Source organism: Cytobacillus sp. Bac17 (assembly GCF_024519925.1).
GTDB classification, from domain to species: domain Bacteria; phylum Bacillota; class Bacilli; order Bacillales; family Cytobacillaceae; genus Cytobacillus; species Cytobacillus pseudoceanisediminis.
Genome location: NZ_JALJRC010000021.1, coordinates 53,294 through 73,401, shown reverse-complemented (window position 1 = coordinate 73,401; position 20,108 = coordinate 53,294). Strand labels below are relative to the sequence as shown.

The window sequence follows — 20,108 nt, the reverse complement described above, 5'->3', positions numbered from 1 at the left end:
TATTAAGAGTTAATAACCAATAAAACTCTTGCTAATACTCCTGCATGCGCCTATCCTCCCAAAAGGTTAGGGGTCTGAGAGCCAGGTGAAGTCGTCACTCTGCTTGCCTAGTTAGGATGGTAAGTAATAAGGCGGGTGTCCTTAAAAGTTTCCTATGAAGAGTGAAATCGAACCCTTGATATGTACGCATCGTAACCCATGTGTCATTCTACCCTAATTAAAAGGATGATTTTCAGCAATGGATGAAGAGCATTACCTAATCTCGGAATCGGGTCTTATGTGCTTTCCTAACATATAAGTAACCCAATCTTATCGGTTATGGTTATTATCGATTTGATTCGCTGACGGTGTATAGAGGGCTTCTAAGGGAAGCAAAATAAGGGATAAGAATAATGGAACGTTTGAAGCTTTCTACATGGAGAATTTGGGAATCTATGAAATGTAGAAAGTGGCAGCAGAGTCGTAGTAGCTATGATCGTTGGCTCATTGACGTACCTATAAAGCAGACGAAAAGCTGTGGAAGTGGTATTGAGAGGAAAAACCAACGTAGCGAAGGGCTCTAGTCGGATATGTTAATTTTGCAGACGCTACATGGAAACGAACCATGTGGGAGTAAAACAGTTAATTCACTCACGACCTTCTATTAGTAAGAAGGGAGTTGATAGAGTGAAGGTTAAGGCATGTAGTGTGAGTACTGAAAAAGACTTACAAAATACCCTAGATGAAATGCACGCATTAGCTAAAGAAAACAAAGAACCTTTCTACAATCTTGTAGAACTCATGTGCAACGAACAGACTATCATGACAGCAATTCATAACATTAAATCCAATAAAGGAAGTAAAACGGCGGGAATTGATGGGAAGACCATTGACGACTACCTTCAAAAACCTTATGAGGAATTAATGCAGGAAATCAAAAATAGCATACAAAATTACAATCCATTGCCTGTTAAACGTAAAAGAATCCCAAAAGAAAATAGCAATAAACTAAGACCTCTAGGTATCCCTGTTGTACTAGATAGGATTATCCAAGAAGTTACTCGTATAGTAATTGAACCAATAGCAGAAGCAAAATTCTTCAAACATTCCTTTGGCTTTAGACCAATGAGGGATGCCAAGCAAGCTATGGCAGAAGTCTTAGATAGAATAAACAGGAGTCAAACCTATTGGGTGATTGAAGGTGACATTGAAGGATTCTTCGATAACATCAATCACAACAAGTTAATTACTATGCTATGGGAAATTGGGATTAAAGATAAGAGAATTCTATCAATCATCAAAAAAATGTTAAAATCGGGAATATTTGAAGAAGACGGTAAGTTATATCCCTCGGAGAAAGGTTCTCCGCAAGGCGGAATCATTTCACCGCTACTTGCAAATATTTATCTAAACCATTTTGACTGGATGATTGCTAAAAAATACTTACACCATCCGTCTGCCGAGGATCCGAAACATAAACATCGGAGCCACGGACTAAAATATGTCAGGAAAAGACATGAAAGAGTAATTCTAGTGAGATATGCGGATGATTGGGTAATATTCTGTGAAACCAAAGAAAAGGCTACAAAATGTTTAAATGAAATAACCAAATATTTTAAACATAGGCTTTCTCTTAATTTGTCAGAGGAAAAAACTCTTATTACAAACATACGTGAAAGGCGAGCAAAATTCCTAGGTTTCGAATTCTTTGCCGAGAAGTCTCATACTTCAAAGAAAATAGTTGGGAAATTGATTCCTAACATCAAGAAGACTAATGAGAAAGTTAGGCGCATAAAGAAAGAAATCAGGAAACTGGCGAGTAATCATAAAATGAAAGCTGAAGATAGAGGACTTCAAATTGAGAAGATTAACTCAATTATTGTTGGGTTAGCAGAATACTATAGCATTGCAAATTGCTCCAACTTTTTCAAAGCTTGGGATGGGAGGCTGGCTTTCCAGACGCACAAAACCTTCAAGAGAATTAACGGAGGTAAAGGACGTTGGAAATCGCTGACCATGAGGGCTAACGAATTAGACAATAGGATTACACGACACGAGAAAAGAAGGGATAGGCTCTACTATCTGAAGATACATGGAGTGAAGATTGGTATCACCAAATTCTCCTTCACCCCTAGTACTAAGGCCCTTCGAGCTTCTGATACTCTTTCTCCTTATACAGCTGAAGGTAGGAAGAAATATGAGAACAAAACTGATAAGAAGCTTCCGCTATTGAGGATGGGTACTATATTTGAGTATGAGGAGCTAAAACTCCGCATAGCAAATATGCATCAGAATCCTAAAAGGCTGTATAACTTTGAGTATGTTATGAATAAGGAATATGCATACATCAGAGACAAGGGGAAGTGCAAATGTTGTGGTTTAACCCTATGGAGCAACTATCAATGTCACCATATCAACTCAATTTTGCCTATTAATAAGGTCAATAAAGTCTCTAACCTAGCTTCAGTGTGCTATCGATGTCATAAACTGATTCATTCACATGAAGAACCAAGAAAATATGTAGACGAGAAAGCATCTAAGAAGATATTAAAATATAGAAATGTACGCATTAATAAAATGGGTAGAGTGAAGTAATTAACATGTTGCTAAAGCAAAATTAAGACTATTTGAGTCGCAAGGCTCATATTAGTTCGGGATTTTATTATCCTACGTATCCGATGGAACGCCGTATGCAGGGAAACTTGCACGTACGGTGTGAGGCGGGGGAAAAGTCGGAGATAACCTCAAACACTTACCTATCGCACCCGTAATGGGTAGTAGCTACCCCACTCTACGGAGTGGGATGCTACACATAAACGTTGACATCTTTAGTTGGAGCGACTGCTAATCCGGATAATGACAAGATTTTAATTATAAGCATGAGCCGTAACTTAAATGACTGGATCCGTGAAATAAAGGTACTCGGTTTGGAAGAAGAGTATATACAACTTAAAAACCCTGCAGATCTTCACTCAACAAAGAGGATTCATATTGTCAGTTATGAAAAATGGTCTCAGGGAAGAATTGTGTTTGCACCAATAAAGCATGAATCCTGTCCGACTTGTACAAGTGCTTTGAACTTTAATAAAAGCTTACAATATTGCCATATTTGCAACGAGAAAGCGGTACCGAAAAGTGAGCGCTATTCGATGGATAGACTCCCGGTAAAATGCCCTTGTTGCCATAATGATTGGAAGAATAAAGCACTCTTTTGTAAATGTGGATTTACCGTTATTAAAGAGCGAAAAAAGTCTTTATCCTCCTACTTTCATAGAGGATATGATGCCGCCATTGTAGACGAGGGCCACTATTTAAAAAATGGAGATTCTCAAAGGAGTAAGTCAGTCGTTCGCAGAGTGAAAACTAAACGGCGGACAATATTGACAGGCACTCCAGCTGAAAATGGATCTTCAGATCTGTTTTGGCAGTTAGTTTGGTTAACAGGTTGTGGTTCTCATTTTGAAGATCCTCTCTTCCGTGAACCTTTTCAAGGACATGGAAAAGTAGGAGAAGAACACTTTGGTGTTTATTACGGTGGGGGCCATGCCAAGACTTTGCTTGAGACAGATTCTATTCAATCACGTGTTTCTCATCAAGAGGAATTATGGAATCTATTAGATACCTTAATGCTAAGAAAGACCAAACAAGACAAAGACGTTAATTCTTATATAAAGGTGCCTAAGCCAAAACATATACGTAGGCATCTTGACATGATTAAAGCAGATAAAGATCTTTATGACAATATCCTCACTCAATTCAAAGAGTGGTATAAACAGGAGCTTGCAAAAAGGGAGGCCGCGGAATTTAGAGGCGAAAAATATAAAATAAATGCCATACAGGTATGTTCGTGGTTAACAAAACTTCGTCAAGCAGCGAGCTGTCCATGGACATTCGAGGAATACAAGCCTTCTAAGACAGAGCAGCCTACCAAAATTCGATATCTAATCGATAAAGCAAAAAACTATCTAAGAGCAGGGAAGAAAATGCTGGTCTTTACTTCTCATAAAGCAACCGCCGAACAATTAGGTGTCCTCCTAGATGAAATACTGCCTGGTAAGTCTGCAGGATATATTCATGGCTCTGTTGATATGAAGTACCGGTTTGAACTGATGAATCGATTTCAAGATCCAAATGATAATCTATCAATTTTAATCATGACGACTAAAACCGGGGCGGAGTCATACACATTAACTGAAGCACGTGCTGTCTTCTTGTATGATTTAGAATTTAATTCCAAAAAGATCGAGCAATGTTATTCACGTGCCGTCAGATGGGGGCAGCGTTTTGAAGTGGATATTCATTGGCTAATTTCGGTCGGGACTATAGATGCCAATATGCACGGGTTGGTTTTATCCAAGCAATCAGGTGTTGATCTGGCCATTGATCGGAAAGAATTAGATTTTAAAGAAATCGCTAAGGAATTTGAAGGTGACGAGGGTATAGAGCCAGATGAAATTGACTATGAGGCTTTTGCTGCTGACATGTTATCTTCAGGCACTAAAAGAGAAGAAATTTTTGTTTCATAATAACATATTTTTTAGGAGGAAGTATAATGGAACCCATTTTTAATCCAGCTTCAGAAAAACTAATTATTGAGTGGATTGAGAGTAAAAAGGGGGAATCACCCAAGCGTAATTATTACGAAAAAAAACCGCTAAAACTTCAATTCCATCCTAAGGAGAGGAGTAAGTTAGTGCGTGCATACTTTACAGGCGAGATGCCTGCCTGGCTAAAACGCTATGCTGATCATCATAACTTTAAAGTGCAAGTACTGTCGCATGAGGGAAAGTCTGGTTGGTGGATTGCAAGATGGGGTGGTTTTTTAGAAAATCCTTTATCATCACCAACCATAAAGGGGGCCATCGGACAACTGTTGGAACAGGTTCCAAATGTTTGTGCGGATTTAAAAGAAAAAATTAATGATAATCTTCAAGTTATTGAAAATAACCTTTTAACTGATCCTGCTGCTTTTCAATCTTTTGGTTTATACTTTGAACCTGAAACCTTTGAAAAGGAAGGTGGATGTCTTCTGATAGAAGAGGACGTCATACCATTAAGACAAGATAGAGATACGGATGAAGACTATAAGAATCGAATTGAAGCTGAAGGGAAATTAGCTGAGTTGGTGTGGGAAATTACATCTCCTTTGCCAGAATCACTATCTATAGCGGAGAACATAGAGCACCTAGAAGAAATTGATATAGAAATAGATGAAAATGAGGAAGTCATTGAAATACAAGGGAACGAAGAAGTCATTGTCTTAGATACCCTTGATGTTGAATCTTTAGAGTTTCCTATTTTAGAGGAAGTTGCAGAAGATTTTTATCAGGGAGAAGTTGTATTGTTGGATGATGAGGATATTATTTTGTTGGAAGATGATGAGACAGTGATAAATATTACTGAAAATGAACTGATGAACGAAATTGAGGAAGCCGGTAATTTTTCCGATGAAGTGGATAAAATAGATATCATTCACGAAGATACCTCTTCACCAATAGTTGAGTCTATCAGTTCTACTGAGAGTACTCCATCTTTCAGTGGAAAAGTGATAGAGCGAGATGACAAAAAATCAAAAGTCTTGGCTGGTCAAACGTTACTATTTTAGTTGTAAAGTTATATTTACCCGATCATTTATTGAAAAACTTGGATAACTTTGCTAATATAGGTATATATATTTCTTTTGATTTTTTATCTTTTTCCATGCGGAAGGAGAGTTCGTCGTTTTACTTTTAAGCTCCAATTCGGGAGATACGTATATACTAATTACTGAAGACAGTTTAAATAATATTCAAGCCCATTAGGGAAGTGATGCAATTTGCGTTCATTTCCTTAATGGGCTTTTTTATATATAAGCTTAACTTTTTTAAGGAGGAAGAAAAAATGATTAATGGTGTACATGCAATTCTGATCTTTTTCGGGATTATTGTCGCAATTGGCATGCTTCCTGTATTTACCGAAGCAGCATACGAAAGAAAAGCAAGGAAATGGAACACGCCGCAGCAATTTACTTGGGATGTAAATATGCAGCCAGTTTCCATTCAAACCCCGTCCGTTCAAACTTCTTTATTTGAAGATGATAGTGAATATGGGGATTTGATCCGAGAAGCAGCTATATCTACCATTGGGCCTGAAAAACCGGAAACAACATCGGATATCCCGGTATTCTCAGCTGATAGCTTTAACCCAGAGGTAGAATACAGTATCCCTACTGAGGATACTTTAGCAAATGTTGATAAGCTAATTGCGCTGACATCTGAAGAAGAAAGCGTGGACCTTGCAGAGATTTATGAAAGCATGCACAATCTGGTTAATTTTGAACAAGTAAACGTCTTTACAGATGAACATCCAGCTCAGGAGAGTGTTCTGCCTGACCATCAGTTTAGAGCTATTTCTAAAAAGTACGGAGATAAAGTAGCCAGGATGATCACTGCTACTCCCTCTAAAACCATGATTGAAGGGATACATACCATGATTGGGAAAGTGGATGTGAACGATAATGGGTTTACCTTAAAGTACGGAGACCATTCAGTTGAGATGGTTGGTCCTAAGGTCCCTCGATATTATGGGGATGTCGTTATAGTATCAGGACATTTTATTACAGCGGACAAGTTTCATGTTGAAGAATACTTGGACCCAGAATTGGAGGCTCTTGGTTATCACCAAGATATTGAGGAAAATGCAACAGTTGCAGTGATGTAATGAAAAAGGGAAAAGATACTTTGTATCTGTTTCCCTCTCTATGTTTTTATAGCGATGAAAATGTAGAGAGGGGTGCAGGTAGCGCTTATTTTGAAGAGGATTGTCGAATTTTTTTAAAAAAATATATGGAAATTTTACTAAAACATAGTGCAAAAGGAATATTTTGTATTATAATGTTCTTAGTTTCATGAAAAAATAGAGAAAAATTTTTTAAAAAAATGAGATTAATAAGGATAATCCGTTCGGGTAGGCAAAAAGCACTAAAAATCATAAGGAGGATTTACAAATTGTCTAATATCAACACCTTTTTGCTAGAGAATGCCGCTTTAGCAAACAAGTTATCGAACGAGCTATTATCTGATCACGATTTACAAAGCTTTTTTAATTTTAACTCAGAAGGTACAATTCACCTTCATACCCGTAATTACAAGTTAATCAAAATAAATATCGAGACTTGCGATGGAATAAAGAGTTTCAAAATCCGTCAATCCGAAAAATATCCAAAAGTTAATAAAAGTATTGAAAATAACGTTAATGGGAAATCGTTTTATAACTTTGTAAAACTATTAACCCATCTTATTAAATACAGTAATGACGACTTTCAGGATAAAGTAGCCAGCTTTTCGTACATAAGGGACGAAGATAGTGGATTGTTAACCTCGCTTCGCAAGACATTGATTCCGAACTAAAAGACGAATAATAGGATATTACAGGAGGACGTTATGGATAATAAAACTAATATTAAATCGTATCAAAAAGAAAACATCGCATTGGCTCAACAAATTAAGTTAGAACTATCGAATGATTTGGAGTATAAAAGGAAGTTCACACAAACGTTAGAAGGTACTTTCAGTTTTCATACTCGAAATTATTCATTACAGAGAATGAATTACGAGGTTCCAGATAAGGAAATTATGGTGGATGGGCAAGGTATAGATCCGAAGGTACAGAACGATAAAGCGCTGCTTGATGAATCACAATATAAATTATTTATTACACTTGTGATCCAAAACCTAAGGTATAACCACGAGTTCCTGGGGAATACTACGCTATATTATACTTATAAGGCAGATAATGAATTAGGAAAAGTATTTACCGTTCATTTCAACCGCGATATGACACGCCATTTCGGCAACAGATAACATAAGAATATATTGACATAAATGTCAAATTCTTATAGAATCATAGTAGAAATTAAATATTGAAATAAAAGCGGAAGAACCGCATTCAGGCTTGAAACCTGTTTGTGTGTTCTTCCGTTTTTTTTGTTAAAAGGAGGTGAAGGAATGAACTTATATAGCTTGTTTAATAACATTGCGTATTTAGGTCTAACTAATGCAATTTACTCAACAAATAAAAGTAATAACCTATACAATGCTGTAAAGAAAGTTGTTGAGCTAGTAGGTGGTATTGGCGGTTTGTTGTTTACTTTAGCAATATTAATTATTACGTTGTTCATTATTTTTGGATCAATTAGTGCAGCGAAGATGCGTACTGTATGGATCTCATTAATTAGCTGTTGCTGTGGAGCCTTTGTTTTTTACGCGGCCTATTATCTATCAGACACTATTGCAGGTATAGCAACAAAGTAAGGGAGGGGTGGAGTTTTCCACTCTTCTTTTTTAAAGGAGGTATGAACAATTGGAAATTATCGTACCCATAGACCTGACAGAAGAGGAGAAAGAAATTTTAGCCATCTTTTCCAAAAGGCAGTTCATGATTGTATTTCCCACTATATTTTTGGCTTTAGCTAACTTCGTATTTGGTAATATCCCCTTTGTTGTAGGAATTCTAGATGGGATTTTACGTTTTTCCTTTTCTGTCTTTATGCTCGGAACAGCCATTGCCCTTGCTTATGTAAAACTTGATAAATATGAGATGTATTTATCAGAATTTATCCTTGTCAAAATTAAATATCATCGATCTCAAAAAATCTATCATCCCTAAAAAAGGAGGGTAAAATGTTTAATATTTTCATAATGATTTCCACTGTTTTTACTCTTTCTGTTTTAGGTTTCTTGGTTGTTGCAAAAAAGAGAATGGATAATAATGAGCCGATCGCTGGATGGAAAAGAAAACAATATCTAAAAGAACAACAGGAAGCGGAAAATGGTTACGCAGAGGTTGCTGAGAAAAAATCTAAACCAGAGAAACCAAGCGGAGAGTCGCTTAAAGATCTAATTGGATTAAAGGACATTAAGTATGGAATCTTCGAAAAGTCAAAAAATGAGTACTCTTTAATCATTGCAACTGATTTTGTTAACTTTGACCTTCTTAATGCGAGCGAACGCCAGAGTATTATCTTAGGGTATCAATCATTATTTCGAGTCATCAATTTCCCAGTCCAAATATTAGGTCAAGCTGTAAGGCAAGATCTAAGAAAAGAGGAAGTTCGATTTAAGGAAAATTTAGAAGCCGTCAATCCACAAACCAGAGAATACAACGAGCGGGTTATTAGCCATATAAAATCTCGTACGATCAATGACTTTCGTTTAACCAGAAACGTCTTTTACGTTGTGAGCTACATATATGAACCGTCTAAAATGGGGAAATTAACCGCCGCCCAAAAAGAAAAGAAAATCGCTGAAACCCTTTATCAACAGGCGGTTATTGTTCAGAAAATGTTAGCCCGGGCAAAAATTGAAAGTGATATTTTGAATTCTTTGGAAGCGATGGAAGTCTTGAAGAGAGCCTTAAACCGCGACCGTATGTTGGTTCATCCAATTGAATCTGTGGTCCAAAGTGGTAAAGAAAAGATCACCAGCTTTATTACTGCAGATCCTACTACTTTACCGGGGTTTGATGAATTAGTTCAAGATATAGGGGAGGTTATGGATAATAATGAAACTGTTCAAGAAGAAACAGCTGGAGTCTCCGAAGCCAGTTAATAACGATAAAGAATTATCGTTTCCTTCCTTAATAGATAATGCTTTAAATGATGGAGTCACTTTTTTAGATGACTATTTCACCATTCAATCAGGATTAGGGAATATCAAATATGGCAGAACCATCTTTGTGAAACCAAGTGGTTACCCCAGAACAGTTCGTATTAATTGGCTAGAAGGATTATTTATGGGAAATGACATTGATGTATCGGTGCTTGTTGAACCATTCCATCGTACTGAGGCCGTAAGGAAGTTGAAAAATAAGATAGACCAGCTTGAAACGGTATTCCACTCTGCTGCTAAAAACGAGAATGGTGCAAGAATGGAAGAATCCATGCAAAAACTTCAAGATAGTAAGTTTTTAAGGGACCAAATCCGTAACAATCAAAACGGACTATACTATGCAAGTATTACAGCTACGGTTTATGCAGATTCACTTACTGAGTTGAACCAAAAATGTGTTGATGTCGAGACCACACTGGGTGGTGAATCTATTGAGTTAATTAATGCTTATGGCCGGCAAAGGGAAGGATTTCTTTGTACGTTGCCTCTTGGAAATAATTTTTTAGCTAACACCTCTCGAAATCTAGATCAAACTGCTTTAACTGCCATCTTCCCACACACCTCTTCTAAACTAAACCACACCGGTGGGATGCCAATTGGTGTGTATGGTAACGAATACGTTTATTACAACAACTTTGATAAGAAACTGAACAATTATAATGTGGGCATTTTTGGGGAGTCTGGAGCCGGTAAGGGTGTTTTTGTTAAGCAAATTATTGGCCGTGGCTTCAGTGATGGAATAAACAGAGTTGTGATTTTTGATGTTGAGCCTGAATACACAGGATTGACTCGTGCATTAGGTGGATGTGTCATCGAATTAAGATCGGACACCTATAAAGGAAAAAGCAGCAGAATCAACCCATTAGATATATATGTTGAAAAAGAAGTAATAAACAAAAATACAGAAGATGAATACATCCAGGAAAAAGTAAACATCAATGAAAAGGTTAAAGAAGCCATCGAGTTTTTTAAAGTTATGAAAGAAGCTGCCACTGGGGTAGCAGGTGCAAGCTTAACTCCTACAGAGTTAGGAATTCTAGATGAAATACTAAATCTACTCTATCACGACAAGGGAATTACAGAAGACCCGGAATCCCTGTTTATACAGCAACAAGAAGTAGATGAGCAAGGAAACATTATCTGGCTTAAGAAATATGTTGAGATGCCAACCATTTCCGACGTCCTACATGAAATTGAAAAGAGGATGAAGGAAGGAACCCCTAATCTAGAGGAGTTAAAAAGCGTTATCACTCTTTTTACAGCTGGGCGGGCATTTGGAATGTTTGATGGCCAAACGGAATTAATTACGGAGCAAGATGTTGATTTGGATACTGCACCAATTATCTGCTTTGATATCTCACGGCTATCTTCGAATGGAATTGAGAGACCCTTAGCGCAACATGTTCTAAATATTTGGACCTGGAATCGTTTTATTAAAAATGATCCTAAAACAAAAAAGCGGGTAGTGGCCGATGAGTTCTGGATGCAGCTAAAGTATCCTAGTATGTTGGAGTTCTTTAAACTTTTGTCTGCGAGGGGACGGAAATGGAATGTAAGTATGACCATCGTTTCTCAGCGTTATGAAATGTTCCATCGCAGTCAAGAAGCACAGGATATTATTGCTCAATTAAATACAGTGGCTTTCCTAAAACAGTCAGACCAAGACATAGAACCTATACTTGAGACCTTCCGCTTTTCAGAGGAGGTTGGCCAAATGATACGAACTGCAGATACAGGGGATGTGCTTTTAAAGGCGGGTAAGGAGATCGTTTATTTTCGGAGTGAGCCGACTCCTGATGAATGGGTTTACCTCAACACGAATCAAAATATCAGTGTTGGAAGTTAAGTGAGGTAGGAAATGAAAAAGAATATCCTACTATCTCTCCTGATATTTTGCATTCTTAGTTCAATTTTTCCTCCTTCTGCTTTAGCTGAATCAAAGACAAGTGGGAATTCAGATCTCGTTCCTTCTTACACTTGGTCATGTGGAAATCCATTAATTGATGAGAAGGTAAATGAAAAGATTAAAGACTTCAAAGAAAACGATGCAAATATGGCAGAAAAGTTCATGGTAAGCCAGGTGGAAAACATGTTTAACATCGGAGGAATTGCCGGACTGAACACTTTGGTCTTTGGTAATCCCTACTGCGTTTGGATGGATAAAAATGACACTCTTTCTAATGATGGTATTTTTACGGTCCAGGAAAGAGAGAAAATTATTGATCCTATGCTTAAATTGTTTGCTGGTGCCTATGTTGCGATATTGACACTTGCGATTCTGCTTTCTGCATTAAAGCTAGGCTTTAATTCCATGAATCCTCAATCGAGGGCTGATTTTTGGCAGGATTCTAAAATGTGGATGGTCTCTGCATTATTCATGGTGTTTTTTACTCAGTTTACCAATATCATTTTCGGTTTGAATACAGCTGTCATTATTGGAATTAAGGATGTTTTAACCAAAAGCGGTGTTGAAATCGACGGAGTTTCTATTATTTCCGGTTTCGAGGATATGAAAAATGTATTTGGTGTAATGTCCCTGATTATTACTTTTTTAGCTGAATGGATTTTGTCAGCAATCCTGAACTTTGTCTATATATCTAGAAAAATCATTATTCTTGTCCTTTTGGTTATGGGACCAATTGCAGCTTATTCATTGATGTTCAATAAGTCCAGAGGATTTTTCGGTGTATGGACCAAAGAATTAATCGGAAATACATTCCTCCAATCTATCCATGCCATTGTGTTATTCGCTTTTGCTTCCTTCTCAGCTCTCGGAGCAGGAGTAATCATGAAGTTAGGGTTAATGATGATGTTCATCCCTGTTAGTGGGATGATTTCAAAATGGTTAAACATTGGAGATTCTTCTACTAAACTTGGACAAGCTCTAACCATGACAGGATTAGGCGGTATTATGACTACCATGATGGTAGCAAATCAGGCTGGGAACATCATTAGAGGAGGAAACCTTTCAACCTTTGGATCTAATTCAACGCTTGCTTCATCTGCAGAAAACAGTTTAATAAATGCTGGTGGCGGAAGTGATTCACAGTCCACAAGGATATCTTCATTAGCCACTGGATCAAACTCCTCTTCTTGGCAAGCAGTTAAGAAAGGAACCGGAGCAGTAGGTGCATTCATTGGTGGTGCCGCTGGAGCTGTGACGATGAACCCCCTAGGAATCATGGCCGGTGCAAAAGCTGGACAGAAGGTTGCGGAAGGTGTGCTACAAGGTTCCAGAGGAACAGCTGCAGGATTGATGAACACATTTAGTACTGTAAAAGAAGCAGCTGCCTACAGCGGCGCTGATGGGGCTGGTTTCAGAGCCTTTATGGGTAACCTCGACCGAAGAAGAGAATTTGCAGGAAATCTTGGTGAGTCTCTAGGGAGTATGACAGGGTCACAAGCGTTAAGCCAGATGGGAAGAAGAATTGGCCATGGGCTAAGCGGTGTGTCCAGAAATGATTTAACGCATGCTTCTCCAGCTATAGGAGGGGCAGGTGGCCAGACGTGGGAACAGATTTCTAAGCTAAACCCCGGGGCAGAGGTAATGAATGTCCAAACAAATCGATCATCAGCCTTTTATATGAAGGATCAAAGTGGGCAATGGTCTCAAGTAGGGATTAAGGGAGCAGCAGATTCAACTCTGAAAAACGGTTCAGTCAGAGCCACTTCTTTTAGATTGGGAAATGCACAACAAGGGGTTCCCCAACTGCAACCTAACGGGAGTTATCGTCTATCTAATGGTACACAAGGTTTCAATAGTGGGATGAATACCAATAGCGGAGGCACTACCACTATGACTTCCAATATAACAGCTAATGCACCAGGGGCAGCCATGGGGCCAGGAATTATGAGAACTGACTCGATACAAGCTTCAGGAGGCATTCAACCGATTAATACAGGAAGTACATTCAGTCCCGCTTCAAGCGCAGGTATTCAAAATACAGGCAGTACCCTCGTTTCCGTTCCAAGTGCAGGGATTCAAGAGAGTCCTAATCATGCTGCAGGAATCCCAACAGGTGGTGGCTTTGAGGGGAGTCCTCAAAATACAACAGTAGGCCTACCAGGATCAACTCCTTATCTTATGAGAACGGGCAACTCTTATATTGTAGGAGGAGGAAACCGGGACGGCATAATTGACCAATCTACTTTAGTGGCGGCGCAATCCCCTAATCGGATTGTCGATTCTACTTTTGACGCTTCGAAAATAAATCCTGATGCGTATGTTGCCTATTCAGCGCTTAATCATAATGCGAATACAGGCAGTGACCGGATGGCAGAGACATTAAATAGAACTCAGAGCACCATGAAGAGTGCGACTGGGTGGGTCGTGAGTGGTACTAGAGGAAAAAAAGTGAACGAAAGAAGAAGAGAAATCGTATAACACATACGATTTTCTCTTCCTTTAATGATGGGAGGTGAATCCATGAAGAAAATCATAATCCTTTTAATATTTATCCTTACATTTGCGAATACACCAGCTCTGGCCAATTCAAATGATTCGCAAAGCTGCGGGAAAGAAATATATAACTATTCAACAAAAGAAAAAATTGAAAAGTATAAAGAAGAGGATGCATCCCTCGTTGAGTCGTATACGATTGATTTTATCAATTCAGCCTTAGGAGTTGCTGGGATAAATTCATTGTCGACTTTAGTATTTGGTAATCCTCATTGTATCTGGAATGACACCAGTGACTCTACTCTTGTGTATGGAATTTTTACTCAGAAGGAATTTGACAAAATTATTACCCCTCTCACTGATTATATCAAAAGTGTTTTTTCAATCATTTTACTATTATCCATGCTTATATCATCTCTGAAACTTGCATTCACTGGAGTAGGGGGCGCTCAAAGATCAGAGTTCTGGGAGAAGGTAAAAATGTGGTTGGTTGTTACCGTCTTTATCTATTCTTTTGATCTTATAATCGAAACTCTTTTCTCCCTGAATGCAGGTATTTTAAGCGGTTTTAAAGGATTAATGGATTCTCATGGATTAAAATTTGATTCCCTTAGCATGATGACAAGCAATTCGAAATTCACCTTTACGGATATAGTAGTCTTTTTTGCTGAATGGATTTTAGCTCTTTTTATGAATTTCATTTATATCTTTAGAAAGATTATGATTCTTATGCTGCTGGTTTTGGGCCCGGTTGCCGGAATGTCATTATTTTTTAGTTCTACGAGTAAGATGTTCAATTCTTGGGTGAGAGATTTAATTGGCATAGTCTTTCTACAAAGTTTCCATGGACTATTACTAACTATTTTTCTGCTATTTTCCACACTGTTAAGCGGAGTGAATGGAACCGTTTTTAAAATGGTCATGTTAATTATGTTCATCCCATTAACGAGTATGATCACATCTTGGCTCCATCTTTCAGATGCAAATTCAGCGATGGAAAAGACAGGAATGATGGGTGTTAAACCATTAGCCACAGCAGCTGCTCTTTCTAAATATATGAAGAATGCGCCAGCCCTTCAACGAAATAATATTAGTCAACAAGGGCGGACTAAAATTAGTGCTCTAGCTGATGGGAAAAATTCGAAACTATGGAGTGGGATGAAAAAAGGAGTTGGAGGTTTAGGTGGAGTGATTGGAGGGACCGCGGGCTTGGTATTGGGTCCATCGGGAGCGATGTTGGGAATGAAAGCAGGAAGTGGATTAGCCGGCGGTCTTCTTCAAGGTTCACGAAATGTTGCAGCTTTTGGGGTTAATTCTAAAGGATTGATTGGTGAGCTAAAAGGTAATGGCGGCATAAAAAATACCTTTAGCGATATTGGGAAGCGGAAAGAGTTTTTCGGCAATCTCGGTGAAACAGCTGGGGCATTGGTTGGAAAAGGGGAAGCAGGAAGAAATATAGGACATGCATTAAGTGGGGTTTCTAGGAGTCGCTTGCTTAATTCACAAGAGCAAGGCGGATTTGGCGGGCTTAGTCTAGACCGGTTAAAAGATATGTATCCTGGGGCAGATTTGAAATGGATCCAAGATAACAAAGGCAGTGGCCTGTATATGGATAAAGGTAACGAAAACTTTGAAAGAATTAGTCCATTAGGAGAAGCAGATCCTTCATTGAAAAATGGATCGTTTAGGGAAATCGGTTACCGCTTCAATTCTCCTGAAGGACTAAGACCCAATGGAGCTGGGGGGTATTCTCTACCTGAAAATCCGCTAAACAATCCGACCGGATATTTACAGCAAACCACCGGTGCCATGTTAGGCGGCCCGAATAATTATAGATTGGTTGATTCATCTTTCGATACATCCCGGGTCAATCCGGATAGCTACTTCCAGGCGGGTTTAATAGATAGAAATAATCACCCGATTAGTCAGTCAACTGGTGATAGAGTAGCAGACGGAATACAAAAAATGGGAGGATGGATTCCTGCTAATCAAAACCGGCATAAAGGATTCTCTTAAGAAAGGAGGGATAGTTTGAACGATCAAAATAGTAATGATATTGGAAAACAAACCGCTGGCCAGATGGCTAATATCGGGAAGAGTGCCCTTAAGAACAAGAGGGTAAGAAATATGTTTGTTAAGGGCTTAAAGGCTCAATACAAGCTTTTAAAGATGGTTCTTCAAAAACTCATCCCTGCTATCATTAAGTCGATTGTTGGTTTTATCGGTCCATACGCCTTCCTTATCATCTTACTGATTATCCTATTATTGATCATTATGGAAAGTGTGGTTCAGTTTGATACGTTTGGCCGAGGAGGCGAAAGGAATGAAGCAGAAAAGCTGTTTGATCAAACCATAAAAGAAGTCATTGACGACCGCTCTGAAGAAGTGGGGAGTGACTTATACAGCGTTTTGAGCGCAAGCCAAAACAAGTCACCTTATCAGCCTGTCAATCAATCATACATAGCTCAAGTTTTAGATATGATTAGACCGAGTGATGCTATTCCTCCAGCTTTATATTCCTATAAGTCTCTTAAATCTAAAACATATGTGCCTTGGCATAAAAAATATAAGAATCAACCTATGAAAACAAAGGCGGATAGGCAGAAGGTGCATACCTATTTTTACAATGTAATCAATAAGGAAATTGATTATTATTTCAAAGATCCTACTATGCAAGTGGAATACCAGTATGGAACTTCATCAGGGGAAAAGGTAATGACAAAGACGGTCACTACATGTAAGAGGCCAGTCAATACGAACACAGATGGTATAAATGCTAAACCAGAAGAAAATAATGAGATTGAATACGAAATTGAAAGCAGCACGGCTTTTTCGACGAAAGACATGCCAAGTAGACAAGTTGTAACTGAAGCTAGTGCTATGTATGCAACCGCTTTTTTCTCTTATTCGTTAAGTACTGGTGATTGGGTTAAAGAAGGAACCCAAGCAACTGAAGAATGTACCGTAGATACGTATAAAAAATATACACTATATCAACTTGATGACTCAGGGGCACCAAACGTTACATACAACGGAGAAAGTCTTCTTTCTTTTCTTATTGTCGATAATCCGGAAGGCATACTTGCCAGGTTGGTGAAACCTAAAGACCTGGAATATGTGTTAGAACAGCTAAAAGAAATAGATGATAACTTCCCAAAATTCACAATCGATTTTGAAGGATTAATTGAGTGTTACTATAAAAATTCGATGAATGCCGCTTCGTGTATTGGGCCAAACTTAAAAGGATCGGCATTTAGCGGACTAGTCGGGTCCGGTGGTGGTGGCTGGTATCCGGAGGAATATAAGGAGCTATATGAAAGAGCGGCCGCAGCATATAACGTGGATTGGTGGATATTAGCGTCAATTCATGCCCAAGAAACTGAATTCAGTACAAACCCGGCCGCAACAGACCCAAGTAAGGGGTCAAGCGTTGGGGCTAAAGGCCACTTTCAGTTCATGGGATTAACTTGGCTCGGCTGGTCGTACAAAGGTGGAAATGGACTTTCGGTTACTAGATTAGGAAATATAGAAGGGCCTCTTAATCTGGTCGTTGATCTAATATCAAGTGTTCAGCAAATAAAGAAGCATGGTGGGTATGGGGTTGATGCTAATAACAATGGTAAGGCTTCTCCCTGGGAACTAGAAGATGCCGCTTTTACTGCAGCGAATTACTTAGCTGCCAGCGGCTATAAAAAAGAAGATGAAGCTAAAATTAAGAAAGCTATTCGGAGCTATAACCATTCCAATTCCTATGTGAATGAAGTTTATAACCGCGGAATTATGTTTAAGAATGGTGTTCCAAGTGGTGGTTCCATTCCTGTTGCTGAAGGTAGTTTTACTTTCCCTACAACCGGCCGAATTACATCAGGATTCGGAAATCGATCAGGAGGAACTCACTATGGAGTGGATATTGGTGGCGGAGGAAGGCCGACGGTGCCTGTAGTAGCTGCTGCTGATGGTGTGGTTAGTAGATCATATCTTTCTGGCTCCTACGGCAATGTTGTTTATATAAAACATAAGATTGACGGTCTTGAATTTGAAACGGTTTACGCTCATTTAGCCCAACGTGGTTTAGCCCAAGGGAAAACCGTTAAAAAAGGTGATTTCATAGGTTATATGGGAAATACCGGACAATCATATGGAAAGCATTTACACTTTGAGATTCATCAGCCTAGTTGGAATGGAGCCAAATCGAATGCTAAGAATCCACTATTATATATTCCGACACCGCCTGAAAAATAACATGAAAGGGGATATAACTGTCCCCTTATGGAGGGAAATCTATGAAAAAGTATGCATTCATATTCCTTTGCTTTGTAATTATCGGCACTCTATCAGCATGTGGGAAAGGTGATGAAGCAAAGGTTAGGGTAACAGAAGAGAATAGGGCGTATCTTGAGGAGTACAATAAATCTCTGCAAGGAACAATTGAAGATATGAATAGCATTCTAGGAGTCTATAACAATGGTCTTGATGGCATCTATACACAAGAGTATAGCAATGAGCAATTTGCAAAAGTATTAAAAGAGCAAATTAAGGAATCTAATAATCTTATAAAAAGTGTTGAAAGCTTGAACGTTAAACCTGAGCTTTTTCAAGTCCATCAACAATTGTTAGCTCTCGTCAATCGTTCTCATCAATTACTTTTAAATACCATTGATGAAGCCAATAATCCTGATCAAGAAATTGCCAAGGATCCTTTTAGAGTAGAGTTCTTGGCTATCAAACAAGAACAAGCAGTAATTGCGAACGATTGGAAGGTCCTGGCTCAACAGCTGGTAGCAGCGGGAGAGAATCCAGAAGAATAACTTGATTTAAAGAATAGATTGGCAATTTCACTTGAATCATAATGTACTAATTTTTCTTTTACTTTTATGGGAAAGTAAGGGGTCTATATGAAAAAAATCGCTATAGTGTTCATCATTCTGTTAGTAGTCTTTGTTGGGCTTTTTATTTATAAAAAGATTACAACACCTGATATTCCAAATGTAGTTAAGGAAATGGATGAATCACTAAACATTGTCAAAGAGGAACAAGACACCGTAAATAGGAAATGGTCTGATTCGCCAGTAAGTAAAGAGTTTGTTGAATACTTAAATGACAGGTATTCAAAACCAGAGTCAGCGGTTGAATATTTATTTGCTGTGGCCATGTTGAGTCAGGAAGACTTCTATCCTGACGCTTTTACACTCGAGCAATACAATGAAGATATCTTTGGAAATGAAGAACCTAATAAAATTAAGCTTGTTACAGAAATTATGAGCCGTCTATCCAGAAATCAGAAACTGGAGTCTGTAGAAATGATTAAGAGTATGATGGTTTTTGAGAAGGATAGCCTCAGGGTGGTGGCGGATTTGAATTATTCTGATTTAGAAGAGCCCATAAGAATCAATGTGAAATTAAAAAAGCTGGAACAGCACTCTGAAGATGAACACATCCATGAACATGAATCAAATTACTATTATATTGACTCTTCCGTTTGGGATCTCTTAGGAAGTATTGAAGGAGGGGAGTAAATGACAGGTGTTAATGAAGCACTATGGACTGGAATAAGGTTACTTCAATTAGTATTTGTTCCTACTTTTGGGTTCCTATTTTTGTTTGCTTTGTTTTATTTGCTGTACGCAGGAAAAAACCCATTTAGGAAGAGGGCAGCTTACCTATTTTCTATAGGTGGAGCATTAGGAATGCTATTAATCCTTTATCTTCCCCTAATCATTGCTTATATGAAAGGCGATAGTTTGCTAAAAGTGAATGATAATAATCAAGATATTAGGTTTTTAATTGATACCACAAGCTCCCAAGGTCATGATGTTCACCATCTATTTAAAATATTTTTTGAACCTATGATCTTTATTGGATCACTTTTGGGCATAATATTCTGGCTAACAGCTGCCAAAAATCCACCAAGAAAACGCATTGGAATGGCTATGGTATTTGGAGCACCAGTTTTTTGGGTAATTATGCAATACTCGTTAGATATTTATCACTTTTTTGTTCCGCAAAGTTAGAATAATAAGGGGTTTCTTTACTCATAAGTGAAGAGGCCTTTTTTATTTGAACAATTTTAGAAAATATCCCAT

At 38.3% G+C, this 20,108-nt stretch carries 16 protein-coding genes; all 16 read left to right on the top strand.

The window, feature by feature from the left end:
* The first annotated feature begins 591 nt into the window (after window positions 1-591).
* Window positions 592-2,574: a group II intron reverse transcriptase/maturase gene (ltrA, locus tag NR125_RS20835; protein WP_256816074.1), complete on the top strand. Its 1,983-nt coding sequence runs from the start codon at window positions 592-594 to the stop codon at window positions 2,572-2,574.
* A 224-nt stretch (window positions 2,575-2,798) separates the two neighbouring features.
* Complete coding sequence (locus tag NR125_RS20830; protein ID WP_256816073.1) at window positions 2,799-4,505, top strand: SNF2-related protein; 1,707 nt, start codon at window positions 2,799-2,801, stop codon at window positions 4,503-4,505.
* A gap of 26 nt (window positions 4,506-4,531) precedes the next feature.
* A complete protein-coding gene (locus tag NR125_RS20825; RefSeq protein ID WP_256816072.1) occupies window positions 4,532-5,584 on the top strand; it encodes a hypothetical protein in 1,053 nt (350 codons plus the stop codon).
* Between the two features lie 275 nt (window positions 5,585-5,859).
* Window positions 5,860-6,678 (top strand): hypothetical protein, encoded by an 819-nt coding sequence (locus NR125_RS20820; protein WP_256816071.1) that lies wholly within the window; start codon window positions 5,860-5,862, stop codon window positions 6,676-6,678.
* A 287-nt stretch (window positions 6,679-6,965) separates the two neighbouring features.
* Window positions 6,966-7,367, top strand: a complete 402-nt coding sequence (locus NR125_RS20815; protein ID WP_256816070.1) for a hypothetical protein — start codon at window positions 6,966-6,968, stop codon at window positions 7,365-7,367.
* 33 nt (window positions 7,368-7,400) lie between these two features.
* Complete coding sequence (locus tag NR125_RS20810; protein WP_256816069.1) at window positions 7,401-7,820, top strand: hypothetical protein; 420 nt, start codon at window positions 7,401-7,403, stop codon at window positions 7,818-7,820.
* Between the two features lie 144 nt (window positions 7,821-7,964).
* Complete coding sequence (locus NR125_RS20805; protein ID WP_256816068.1) at window positions 7,965-8,270, top strand: hypothetical protein; 306 nt, start codon at window positions 7,965-7,967, stop codon at window positions 8,268-8,270.
* A gap of 49 nt (window positions 8,271-8,319) precedes the next feature.
* A complete protein-coding gene (locus NR125_RS20800) occupies window positions 8,320-8,625 on the top strand; it encodes a PrgI family mobile element protein (RefSeq protein ID WP_035332896.1) in 306 nt (101 codons plus the stop codon).
* 14 nt (window positions 8,626-8,639) lie between these two features.
* On the top strand, window positions 8,640-9,566 hold the full coding sequence (locus tag NR125_RS20795; protein WP_256816067.1) for a hypothetical protein: 927 nt from the start codon (window positions 8,640-8,642) through the stop codon (window positions 9,564-9,566).
* Window positions 9,520-11,472, top strand: a complete 1,953-nt coding sequence (locus NR125_RS20790) for a VirB4 family type IV secretion system protein (protein ID WP_256816066.1) — start codon at window positions 9,520-9,522, stop codon at window positions 11,470-11,472. The genes NR125_RS20795 and NR125_RS20790 overlap by 47 nt, the downstream gene beginning before the upstream one ends.
* Window positions 11,473-11,484: 12 nt before the next feature.
* On the top strand, window positions 11,485-14,010 hold the full coding sequence (locus NR125_RS20785) for a hypothetical protein (RefSeq protein WP_256816065.1): 2,526 nt from the start codon (window positions 11,485-11,487) through the stop codon (window positions 14,008-14,010).
* A 42-nt stretch (window positions 14,011-14,052) separates the two neighbouring features.
* The gene (locus tag NR125_RS20780) at window positions 14,053-16,041 is read left to right on the top strand and encodes a type IV secretion system protein (protein WP_256816064.1); all 1,989 of its coding nucleotides are present in this window, start codon (window positions 14,053-14,055) and stop codon (window positions 16,039-16,041) included.
* Between the two features lie 15 nt (window positions 16,042-16,056).
* Window positions 16,057-18,267, top strand: coding sequence for a peptidoglycan DD-metalloendopeptidase family protein (locus NR125_RS20775; protein WP_256816063.1), 2,211 nt, complete (start codon window positions 16,057-16,059; stop codon window positions 18,265-18,267).
* Between the two features lie 41 nt (window positions 18,268-18,308).
* On the top strand, window positions 18,309-18,833 hold the full coding sequence (locus NR125_RS20770; protein ID WP_256816062.1) for a hypothetical protein: 525 nt from the start codon (window positions 18,309-18,311) through the stop codon (window positions 18,831-18,833).
* 87 nt (window positions 18,834-18,920) lie between these two features.
* Window positions 18,921-19,541, top strand: coding sequence for a hypothetical protein (locus NR125_RS20765; protein WP_256816061.1), 621 nt, complete (start codon window positions 18,921-18,923; stop codon window positions 19,539-19,541).
* Window positions 19,542-20,036 (top strand): hypothetical protein, encoded by a 495-nt coding sequence (locus NR125_RS20760; protein WP_071158768.1) that lies wholly within the window; start codon window positions 19,542-19,544, stop codon window positions 20,034-20,036.
* Window positions 20,037-20,108: the final 72 nt, after the last annotated feature.

Coding starts and splice junctions, on each gene's coding strand:
- NR125_RS20765 (WP_256816061.1), top strand. CDS start 18,921: ATGAAAAAAATCGCTATAGTGTTCATCATTCTGTTAGTAGTCTTTGTT.
- NR125_RS20810 (WP_256816069.1), top strand. CDS start 7,401: ATGGATAATAAAACTAATATTAAATCGTATCAAAAAGAAAACATCGCA.
- NR125_RS20825 (WP_256816072.1), top strand. CDS start 4,532: ATGGAACCCATTTTTAATCCAGCTTCAGAAAAACTAATTATTGAGTGG.
- NR125_RS20770 (WP_256816062.1), top strand. CDS start 18,309: ATGAAAAAGTATGCATTCATATTCCTTTGCTTTGTAATTATCGGCACT.
- ltrA (WP_256816074.1), top strand. CDS start 592: ATGGAAACGAACCATGTGGGAGTAAAACAGTTAATTCACTCACGACCT.
- NR125_RS20805 (WP_256816068.1), top strand. CDS start 7,965: ATGAACTTATATAGCTTGTTTAATAACATTGCGTATTTAGGTCTAACT.
- NR125_RS20785 (WP_256816065.1), top strand. CDS start 11,485: ATGAAAAAGAATATCCTACTATCTCTCCTGATATTTTGCATTCTTAGT.
- NR125_RS20795 (WP_256816067.1), top strand. CDS start 8,640: ATGTTTAATATTTTCATAATGATTTCCACTGTTTTTACTCTTTCTGTT.
- NR125_RS20780 (WP_256816064.1), top strand. CDS start 14,053: ATGAAGAAAATCATAATCCTTTTAATATTTATCCTTACATTTGCGAAT.
- NR125_RS20760 (WP_071158768.1), top strand. CDS start 19,542: ATGACAGGTGTTAATGAAGCACTATGGACTGGAATAAGGTTACTTCAA.
- NR125_RS20820 (WP_256816071.1), top strand. CDS start 5,860: ATGATTAATGGTGTACATGCAATTCTGATCTTTTTCGGGATTATTGTC.
- NR125_RS20790 (WP_256816066.1), top strand. CDS start 9,520: ATGAAACTGTTCAAGAAGAAACAGCTGGAGTCTCCGAAGCCAGTTAAT.